Annotated in this window: 9 protein-coding genes; 5 read left to right on the top strand and 4 right to left on the bottom strand. The window is 71.0% G+C overall.

Annotation, left to right across the window (positions count from 1 at the left end):
* Window positions 1-148: 148 nt before the first annotated feature.
* The 4 genes from EUA94_RS21670 to EUA94_RS21655 form a co-directional block, all read right to left on the bottom strand.
* Window positions 149-1,759: an amidohydrolase gene (locus EUA94_RS21670; protein WP_242495146.1), complete on the bottom strand. Its 1,611-nt coding sequence runs from the start codon at window positions 1,757-1,759 to the stop codon at window positions 149-151.
* A 50-nt stretch (window positions 1,760-1,809) separates the two neighbouring features.
* Window positions 1,810-2,808 (bottom strand): PIN domain-containing protein, encoded by a 999-nt coding sequence (locus EUA94_RS21665; RefSeq protein ID WP_129428992.1) that lies wholly within the window; start codon window positions 2,806-2,808, stop codon window positions 1,810-1,812.
* Window positions 2,805-3,215, bottom strand: a complete 411-nt coding sequence (locus tag EUA94_RS21660; RefSeq protein ID WP_129428991.1) for a helix-turn-helix domain-containing protein — start codon at window positions 3,213-3,215, stop codon at window positions 2,805-2,807. The genes EUA94_RS21665 and EUA94_RS21660 overlap by 4 nt, the downstream gene beginning before the upstream one ends.
* Before the next feature lie 91 nt (window positions 3,216-3,306).
* Entirely contained in the window at window positions 3,307-3,738 is a 432-nt protein-coding gene (locus EUA94_RS21655; protein WP_129428990.1) for a RidA family protein, read from the bottom strand.
* 57 nt (window positions 3,739-3,795) lie between these two features.
* Here EUA94_RS21655 and EUA94_RS21650 point away from each other — a divergent pair, with 57 nt between their 5' ends.
* Genes EUA94_RS21650 through EUA94_RS21630 form a run of 5 tightly spaced genes read left to right on the top strand, consistent with a single transcriptional unit; the run spans window position 3,796 to window position 10,043 of the window.
* Window positions 3,796-4,281, top strand: coding sequence for a cupin domain-containing protein (locus EUA94_RS21650; protein ID WP_129428989.1), 486 nt, complete (start codon window positions 3,796-3,798; stop codon window positions 4,279-4,281).
* A complete protein-coding gene (locus tag EUA94_RS21645) occupies window positions 4,278-5,192 on the top strand; it encodes an acyl-CoA thioesterase (RefSeq protein ID WP_242495144.1) in 915 nt (304 codons plus the stop codon). The genes EUA94_RS21650 and EUA94_RS21645 overlap by 4 nt, the downstream gene beginning before the upstream one ends.
* Window positions 5,189-6,823 (top strand): AMP-binding protein, encoded by a 1,635-nt coding sequence (locus tag EUA94_RS21640; protein WP_129428988.1) that lies wholly within the window; start codon window positions 5,189-5,191, stop codon window positions 6,821-6,823. Before EUA94_RS21645 ends, EUA94_RS21640 begins: the two co-directional genes overlap by 4 nt.
* Entirely contained in the window at window positions 6,820-9,207 is a 2,388-nt protein-coding gene (locus EUA94_RS21635) for a bifunctional salicylyl-CoA 5-hydroxylase/oxidoreductase (RefSeq protein ID WP_129428987.1), read from the top strand. The genes EUA94_RS21640 and EUA94_RS21635 overlap by 4 nt, the downstream gene beginning before the upstream one ends.
* Entirely contained in the window at window positions 9,204-10,043 is an 840-nt protein-coding gene (locus EUA94_RS21630) for a PaaX family transcriptional regulator (protein ID WP_242495142.1), read from the top strand. The genes EUA94_RS21635 and EUA94_RS21630 overlap by 4 nt, the downstream gene beginning before the upstream one ends.
* Window positions 10,044-10,062: the final 19 nt, after the last annotated feature.

The raw sequence follows: 10,062 nt of genomic DNA, 5'->3' as shown, positions 1-10,062 counted from the left end.
GCTCCAAAACGTCCTCAACAACACCACCGAGAAAGCGGCCTGAACGGTCAGGGGTAGACACAGGGCAACTCATGCGACCACAGTGACGCGGCACCGCCGACCACCACAGGGCGTTCTGCGCACGGCGGATCTGCCCGGCGCAGAGCCGTCAGGCCTCGAAGGCGCACTCCCCGTCGATCCAGGTCGACCGGACGCGCGCGGCGCCGATCTCGTCCGGCGTCGCGAACGGGTCGCGGTCGAGGACGACGAGGTCCGCGACAGCGCCGACCGCGACCCGACCGGCGTCGTCTCGGTGGTTCACCCACGCCGACCCGCTGGTGTACGCCGCGAAGGCGACCTCGAGGTCGAGCGCCTGCTCCGGCAGGAACGGCTCGGTGCCGGCCGGCGCCGGCTCGTCGTACGCCGTCCGGTGCACAGCGGTGTGGATCGCCGCGAGCGGGTCGGGGGTGCTGACCGGCCAGTCGCTGCCCGCGACGAGACGTACGCCCGCGCGGTGCAGGTCGCCGAAGGGGTACTGCCGCGCGGCCCGCTCCTCGCCGAGGAACGGGATCGTCAGCTCCGTCATCTGGTCGTCGAGGCAGGCCCACAGGGCCTGGATGTTGGCGGCGACGCCGAGCGCTGCGAAGCGTGGCACGTCGTCGGGGTGCACGAGCTGCAGGTGGGCGATGTGGTGCCGCCGTGCGGAGTCGGTGCCCTCGAAGGCATCGAGCGCCTCGCGCACGCTCCGGTCGCCCAGACCGTGGACGTGGACCTGGAAGCCGTGGCGGTCGAGCTCGCGGACGTGCCCGCGGAGCTCGACCGGGTCGACGAACGAGATGCCGGTATTGCTCGTGGCGTGCCCGCAGCGGTCGAGGTAGGGCTCGACGAGGGCGGCCGTGCCGTTCTCGGCGACGCCGTCCTGCATCACCTTCACCGCGCTCGCCGAGAACCGGCCGGTCGACCACGCCGCCCGCTTCTCGAGGAGGTCGGCGATCTGTTCGGTACCCCGGTCGCGCTCCCACCACAGCGCACCCACGACGGTGCCGGTGAGGTCGCCGTTGGCGGCAGCCCGGGCGTACGTCGGGCCGACGTCGCGCATGCCGGCGTAGCGACCGACGATCGCGTCCTGCCAGCCGGTGATGCCCAGCGAGTGGAGGTACCGCTGGCCCTCCAGCAGGCCGGCGTACATCGTGTTGTCGTCGACGGTGGGCAGCACGTGGCCGAGCAACCCCATCGCCCCCTCGTGCAGCACGCCCGTCGGTGCACCGGAGGCGTCGCGCTCGACGTGGCCGTCGGGAGGGTCGGGCGTCGAGGCCGTGATGCCGGCAGCCTCGAACGCGCGGGTGTTCACCCACATCCCATGGTGGTCGCGGTTGGCCAGCGCGACCGGGCGGTCGGGCACCACCTCGTCGAGCTCGCGCGCGGTCGGCAGGCCGCCGGGGAAGGCCGCCATCGCCCAGCCGCCGCCCTGGATCCAGTCGAGCTCGGGGTGGGCGCGGGCGTAGTCGCCGATGTGCCGGAGGTACGCCGCGCTGTCGGCCGGGCACCCGCTCAGGTCGCAGGCGAGCCGCTCGAGGCCGCCCTGCACGGGGTGCACGTGCGCATCGGTGAAGCCGGGCAGCAGCAGGCCGCCCGCCACGTCCACGACCGTCGCGCCTGCTGGGGCGTGATCCGCTCCGACCGCAGCGATCCGCCCGCGGTCGATCACGACGTCGCCGACCGTGCCCCGGTGGCGGAAGCCGTCGAAGACAGCTGCGTTCCTGAAGACCGTGGCGCTCACCCGATCATCCTCCACCCTACGCAGAACTGGTCGTTTGTGGATGTCGCAGGTCATCGAGCGCCGAGGATGTCGCGGGCGGAGAGGAGGCGTGGGCCCAGGCCCCACACACGCCAGGTCCCGTCCGGAACCCTGACGAGGGTCAGGTACGTCGCTTGTGCCTTGTATGCCTCAAAAACTCGCGACGTGGCGGCGACTTCCGGCACGAACTTCATGAACGCGATGCTGTCGGGTGCGTCCACTGCGGGGATCAACTGAGACGTCAGCGCTCGACCAGCCAAGTGGTCAACAGCCTGCTGGAAATCGCCCCACGCGGCGGGGTCATAGGTCAGCGCCCGTGTCGCAGCCAAGTTGTCAGGGAGGCTCGACCACCAGCCCATCGCGACCTGCCCCGGACTGGTCGGGTCGCCTCGTTGGCCGCCGAGCGCTGCAAGCGCGGACTCGTGGTCCACCAGCTCAAGCGCTGGAACGTCGGTTACTACTGGATCACCGATGGGTGAGCGCCACTCTTGGGCAGCTAGGTTGGCAAAGATTGGAACCGTCGACGTCATCGATGCGAGGAAGGCACCGAGGGTCAGCGGCGGAGTGTTGAACGCCGCTACCTCACGCTCGAGCGCGGCCACGACGGCGTCTGGCGCGGAGTCGAGAATCCACAGCAGGAAGGTGTCGGGGTGCATGACTGTCACACCCACCGCCTCAGCGACCTCGGCGGGGAAGTCTCTGAGGTTGAACGTCACGAGCGTGGATGCGCCTCCGCGGACCGCGGCCGCGAGCACGTGACGGTCCTTTGGGTCGCACGTCATCTGGTCAATCAGGTCGCTGAAGTCATCAACCATCGCTTCCGCGCCGAAGGCATCGCGCATTGCCTCGACCCGGCGCGCGGCCTGCGCGGGCGTGGGCCCCAGTTTGGGCAGCGTTCGCTCAACCTCGTCAAGGATCTCCTCCGACCACAAAGGTTCCAGAAGCCCAGCCTCCGCTAGCCAGAGCAGCGTCGTGGCAAGCCGGATAGGCACCAAGGTGCACGCGTCCAGGACGGCGACGGGTCGCCTCAACGGGTCGGCACGACCTGATCTGGACCGAGCGCCTCGTCGATGTCGCCAGCGAGCGCATCAAGGTTTGCGCGGCGACGGGCGATGGAGGCTGCGCGGTATCTTGCAACCTCACCAACACGGATGCGTCGGTGAGTGCCCGTTCCTTCGACAGCCAGGACCCCGCGATCGGCCAAGCGAACGACCGTCATGCGGCTTACCCCCAGCATTTCGGCTGCGTGCTGCGTGGTGAGCAAAGTATCGGCCGGCATGATCACCGCCTCGTCGCTGGACTCCAGCACGTCGAGGAGGTTCAGCAGGGCGTCGCGCACCGCCGGCACCTGATTCGATGCATCGTCCAGGTCGCGGAGGGCCTGCTCAAGGGCGGCACGCAGTTGGTCCGCTTGGCTGTGGGCGAGTGCTCCGGGCATCTCACCATCATACGGTCGATTCGCCCAAAACGAACAGGAACTAGCCGCGGCGCGCGTCGAGTTCGTCCTGCCGGTCGGGCCGTAACCGGGCTCAGCCGACCGGGCGAACGAGCCGCTCGTCGGGGATCACCGCAACGCCGAGAATCTCGATGAGGGCCTCGGGCTGCCACAGCGCCGTCGTGCCGATCCCGGCCATCGCCGGGTAGACCGGGCCGGCGAGCTCGCGCCACGCGGCGCCGATCTCGCGTCCGTGCGCCTGGTAGTCGGGGATGTCGGTGAGGTAGATTGTGATCGACACCAGGTCCTCGGGGACGCCGCCCGCCGCGCGCAGCGTGGTGAGCACGTTGCCGAACGCCTGGCGGAACTGCTCGACGATCCCGCCCGCCACGATCCGCATGTCCGCGTCCAGCGCCGTCTGGCCGCCGAGGTGCAGCGTGTTGCCGCTCAGCGTGCCGTGGGAGTAGCCGCTCGGAGTGGGCAGGGAGGCGGGGTTGACGGCGACGGGAGTGAGGTCGGTGCTCATGCCCGTGACCCTAGAGGTCTATTGACAACCTGACAACGTTCGTGCGAGAACTGAAATATGGACCCCGACTTCGCCCACTACGTCCTCGAGGGCGACGCCTCGGCGTACGCCAACGCGTCGGGCATCGTGATGCCGTTCGTGACGCGCGCCGGTGACGAGCCCGACCGCACCGGGCAGAGCGAGGGGGCGAGCCGGATCAGCGGCATCAGCATCCAGCACACCCCGGCCCAGCGGCTGTGGTTCGGCAAGGTCCACAACCTCGCCGGCTACCGCTCCGTCCCGCACCACCACGGCGAGGCCGAGACCGGGGGCTACGTGCTCTCGGGCCGGGCCCGGATCTACTTCGGCGAGCGCTTCGAGGACTACCTCGACATGTCGGAGGGCGACTGGGTCTTCGTGCCGCCGTTCATGCCCCACGTCGAGTGCAACCTCGACCGCAACAACCCGCTGACCTGGATGACGACGCGCACGCCGGAGAACATCGTGGTCAACCTCCCGCAGGTCGACGACGCCGACCTCCGCGACTGGGACGGGCGCCCGTGAGCGCCACGGCACCGACCTCGCAGACCGTCACCGACGCGATCGCGATGACCGAGGTCGAGGCCGAGGTCTTCGACCGCGCCTTCACCGCGACCACCCAGCCGTGCCCGTGGCCCAAGGCCTACGGCGGCGACATGGTGGCGCAGGCCCTCGTCGCCGCGTCGCTCACCGTCACCGACGGCAAGGCGATGCACTCGATGCACTCCTACTTCATGCGGCCCGTCGACATCGGCGCGGAGGTCCGCTACGAGGTGGAGGTGCTGCGCGACGGTCGCGGCTACAGCACCCGCCAGGTGCGCGGCTTCCAGAACGGCAAGCCCGTGTACGTCTGCCTCGCCAGCTTCGCCGCGGGCGAGGCGAGCGGCAGCTTCGGCACGACGGCACCCACCGACGTACCCGGGCCGGAGACGCTGCCGACGTCGGCGGCGTACCTCGAGGGCCGCACCGGCGGCACCATGACGGACGAGTCGCGGGCCTACTGGTCGGGCGGCCGCAGCTTCGACATGCGCCACGTGCCCGGTCCGATCTACCTCGACGTCGAGGGCGGCAACACCCCGCACCAGGCGGTCTGGGTGCGTCCGTACGACGCGCTGCGCGAGGTGCCAGGCCTGACCGACGCCCAGCGCGACGCCGCTGCTCTCGCCTACGTCTGCGACTACACGATCCTCGAGCCGGCCATGCGCGTGCTCGGCGTCGCGTGGGCCGACGAGGGCCTCGTCACCGCGAGCCTCGACCACGCGATGTGGTTCCACCGGCCGGTCGTCATGGACGACTGGCTGCTCTACGCGCAGGAAGCGCTGTCGGTGAAGGACGGCCGCGGTTCGGCGGTCGGCCGGTTCTTCACCACCGACGGCGTCCTGGTCGCGACCGTCGTCCAGGAGGGCATGCTGCGGGTGGCGGGGGCGGGCGCATGAGCACCGCACTGAGCCCCAGCGGGCACGTCGACACCTTCGCCCGCGACCATCTCCCACCCGCCGATCAGTGGCCGGTGCTCGAGTTCACGACCCCTGCGCTGGCGTACCCCGAGCGGCTCAACGCCGGGGTCGAGCTCCTCGACAAGGTCGTGGCCCAGCACGGCCCCGACCGCCCCGCCCTCCGTACGCCCGACGGCGCCGTCTGGACCTACGGCGAGCTGCTGGAGCGCGCCAACCGGGTCGCGCACGTGCTCGTCGACGACCTCGGGCTGGTGCCCGGCAACCGCGTGCTGCTCCGCTCCCCCAACAACCCCTGGACCGTCGCCGCCTGGCTGGGCGTGCTCAAGGCCGGCGGCGTGGTGGTCACCACGATGGCCGCGCTGCGCGCGACCGAGCTGACCCCGATCATCGAGAAGACCCGTCCTGTCGCCGCCCTCGTCGACCACCGGTTCGTCGACGACGTGGTCACCGCAGCTCCCGGTCTCGCCGTCGTGACGTACGGCGGTGCTGGCGACGACGACCTGACCCGGCGCGTCACTGGCAAACCGGGCGACTTCACCGCCGTCGACACCGCGGCAGACGACGTCGCGCTTTTCGGCCCGACGTCCGGCACCACCGGCGTCCCCAAGATCACCACGCACTTCCACCGCGACGTGCTGGCCATCGACGACACGTTCGGCCGGGACATCCTGCGGCTCGAGGCGACCGACGTGGTCGCGTGCACCGCTCCCCTGGCCTTCACGTTCGGCCTGGGAATGCTCGTCGTCTTCACCCTGCGCGCCGGCGCGTGCGCCCTCCTCACCGAGACGGCCACCCCCGTGCAGCTCGCCGACCTGGTGGTCGAGCACGGCGTCACGGCGCTGGCGACCGCGCCGACGGCGTACAAGCAGATCGTCGCCTCCGGGCACGTCGACCGGCTGGCCGGGCTGCGCGTCGCCGTGTCGGCCGGCGAGCACATGGCGCAGGCGACCTGGGAGCAGATCCGTGACGCCATCGGGTTGAAGGTCATCGACGGCATCGGCGCGACCGAGATGCTCCACATCTTCATCTCCGCCGCCGGCGACGACATCCGGCCGGGCGCCACGGGCAAGCCGGTCGCGGGCTACCGCGCGGCGATCCTGGACGCCGACGGCCACGAGGTCGGCGCGGGGGTCGAGGGACGGCTCGGCGTGATCGGCCCGGTCGGCTGCCGCTACCTCGACGACGTACGCCAGCGCGGCTACGTCGTCAACGGCTGGAACGTCACCGGCGACACCTTCCTGCGCGACGACGACGGCTACTACTGGTACCGCTCGCGCACCGACAACATGATCGTCTCGTCGGGCTACAACATCGGCGGCCCCGAGGTCGAGGAGGCGCTCGGCACCCACCCCGACGTGCTCGAGGTCGGCGTCGTGGCTGCGCCGGACGAGCAGCGCGGCTCGATCGTCTGTGCGTACGTCGTGCTCCGCGAGGGCGTCGCCGGCGACGCCGCCAAGGTCACCGAGCTCCAGGACCACGTGAAGGGCCGGCTGGCGCCCTACAAGTACCCCCGCGCCGTGCACTTCGTCGACGCGCTGCCGCGCAACACCAGCGGCAAGCTCCAGCACTTCAAGCTGCGCCGGATGGCCGAGTCGGAGGAGTCGTCATGAGGATCGCGATCGTCGGCGGTGGCCCGGGCGGCCTCTACTTCGCCACGCTGATGAAGACCCTCGACCCGTCCGACGAGATCACCGTCTGGGAGCGCAACGCCCCCGACGACACCTTCGGCTTCGGCGTCGTGTTCTCCGACGAGACGCTCGGCAGCATCGAGGGCGCGGACCGCGTCGTGCACGAGCGGATGGAGCGCAGCTTCGCGCGCTGGACCGACATCGACGTCGCGATCAGGGACGCCCGGGGTGAGGGCGAGCGCCACGCGTTCACCGTCGGCGGCCAGGGCTTCGCGGCGATGTCACGCAAGGAGCTGCTGCAGATCCTGCAGGAGCGGGTCGCCGAGCTCGGCGTGACCGTCCACTTCCGCACCGAGTCCCCCGACCCCGACGAGCTGCGCGCGTCGTACGACCTGGTGCTGGCCTGCGACGGGGTCGGCTCGCAGGTCCGCGCGAAGTACGCCGACCGCTTCGGCCCGACGCTGGACCGGCGCCACAACAAGTACATCTGGTTCGGCACCGACCTGGTCTTCGAAGCCTTCCAGTTCGTCGTCCTGCAGACGCAGTGGGGCACGATGCAGATCCACGGCTACCCCTACTCCGACCAGGGCTCGACCTTCATCGTCGAGATGCACGAGGACGTCTGGCGCCGCGCCGGCTTCGACCGCACCGAGGGCGACCACTTCCCGCCCGGCGTCTCTGACGTCCACGCCGTCGAGCGGATCGCCGAGATCTTCGCCGACGAGCTGCAGGGCCACGAGATCCTCACCAACAACTCCAAGTGGCTCACCTTCCACACCGTGCGCAACGAGCACTGGCACGACGGCAACGTGGTGCTGCTCGGCGACGCCGCGCACACCGCCCACTTCTCCATCGGGTCAGGCACCAAGCTGGCGATGGAGGACGCGCTCGCGCTCGCCGCCTGCCTCCACGAGCACCCCACCCTCGAGGCCGCGCTCGAGGCCTATGAGACCGAGCGCCGGCCGGTCGTCGAGTCGACCCAGCGCGCGGCGCAGGCCTCGCTGGAGTGGTTCGAGAACATCGGGATGTACGCCGCCCAGGACCCGGCCCAGCTCGTCTTCAACCTGCTCACCCGATCTCGCCGGATCACCTTCGACAACCTCCGCGAGCGCGACGGCGCCTTCGCGGCCCTGATGGAGTCAGAGTTCGCGCGGCACCAGGGCAACGGCGAGCCGGCGCCCGCGATGTTCCAGCCGGTGCGCATCGGCGAGCTGGAGCTGAAGAACCGCGTCATGCTGTCGCCGATGGACATGTACGTCGCGACCGACGGGCTGCCCGACGAGTTCCACCTCGTGCACCTCGGCGGCAAGGCGCTCGGTGGCGCCGGCCTGGTGATGACCGAGATGACCTGCGTCTCCCCCGAGGGCCGGATCACCCTCGGGTGCCCCGGCATCTGGACCGATGAGCAGCGCGACGCCTGGCGCCGCGTCGTCGACTTCGTGCACACCCGCACCACCGCCCGGATCGGCATGCAGCTCGGCCACTCCGGTCGCAAGGGCTCGACGAAGCTGATGTGGGAGGGCATGGACGAGCCGCTCGACGACGGCAACTGGGAGGTCGTCGGGCCCTCGGCGCTGGCGTACGGCGACGGCTGCCACGTGCCCCGCGAGGCCACCCGCGCCGACCTCGACACCGTCGTCGCCGACTTCGTCGCGTCCGCGAAGCGCGCGATCGAGGCGGGCTTCGACCTCATCGAGGTGCACGCCGCCCACGGCTACCTGCTCAGCTCGTTCCTCTCCCCCGTCTCCAACCGGCGCACCGACGACCTCGGCGGCTCGCTCGAGAACCGGCTGCGGTTCCCCTTGGAGGTCTTCGACGCCGTGCGCGAGGTCGTGCCCGCCCACGTCCCGGTGACCGTACGGATCTCCGCGACCGACTGGATGCCCGACGGCAACACCGACGAGGATGCCGTCGAGATCGCCCGCGCGTTCGTGGAGCACGGCGCCGCCGCGATCGACGTCTCGTCCGGCCAGGTGAGCAAGGACGAGAAGCCGGCGTTCGGACGGTCCTACCAGACCCCCTTCGCCGACAAGATCCGCCACCGCGTCGCCGAGCCGGCGGGCGCGAAGGTGATCGCGGTCGGGGCGATCTCCAGCTACGACGACGTCAACTCGATCCTGCTGGCCGGGCGGGCCGACGTCTGCGCGCTGGGTCGTACGCACCTCTTCGACCCGAGCTGGACGCTGCACGCGGCCGCCGAGCAGGGCTACGCCGGGCCCGGCGCGGACTGGCCGGTGCCGTGGGAGGCAGGTCGCCGCAAGCCGCCCACCTCGCGGACCGACAAGGTCGCGCCGCGCCTCCAGCTGCTGCGCGAGGGCGAGACCGACGACGTGCACGTCCGCTGGACGCCGGGCGCCCGCCCGTGATCGACACCGGACCCTCGGGCACGCACAACCGGCAGTCCCGCACCACCGTGGTCACCTTCCTCGGGGCCGTGGTGCGCCCGCTCGGCGACTGGATGCCGATCGCCGGCGCGGTCGACCTGCTGAGCCAGGCCGGGCTCGACGCACCGAGCGTCCGCACCGCGGTGCACCGGCTGAAGGGCAACGGCTGGCTGGAGTCGGAGGCGCGCGACGGTGCCCGCGGCTACGCCCTCACCGCCGTGGCGCTCGAGACGCTCGCCGCCGGCGACGAGGTGATCTGGCACGCCCGCACCCCCGCCGTGCTCGACGACGGCTGGTGCATCGTCCACTTCGGCGTCCCGGAGTCGATGCGCGCCAAGCGCCAGCAGCTGCGCGCCCACCTCGGCCACCTCGGCTTCGGCAACGTCGGCACCGCTCTCTGGATCGCGCCCGCCCGGATGCTGCACGCAGCGCAGCGCGCGGTCGCCGAGCTCGGCCTCGAGGCGCACACAGCCGTCTTCGTCGGCGACTACCACGGCACCCAGGACCTCACGAGCCTGCTGTACGACAGCTGGGACCTGGCCGCGATCGACCAGAGCTACCGCGACTTCGTCTCCGACCACGAGCAGCTCGTGGCCGCGGTCGACAACGCCCGCCCGGAGCCGGCCGAGGCGTTCCCGACGTACCTCGCCCTGCTGGACCAGTGGCGCCGGCTGCCCTTCCGCGACCCCGGCCTGCCGGGTGAGGTGCTCGCCCCGGACTGGAGCCGGCCGCGAGCAGTGGCGGTCTTCGAGCGGCTCGTCGCCGGGCTCGAGGAGCCCGCCCTCGCCCATGCGCGGGCTCACTGGACCTCCGACTGAGGCATGCCGGACTAGCGTC

It is taken from the genome of Nocardioides zhouii, assembly GCF_004137345.1.
GTDB classification, from domain to species: domain Bacteria; phylum Actinomycetota; class Actinomycetes; order Propionibacteriales; family Nocardioidaceae; genus Nocardioides; species Nocardioides zhouii.
Note: the sequence above shows the minus strand (reverse complement) of the source record. Positions and strands in the feature narration are given on the sequence as shown.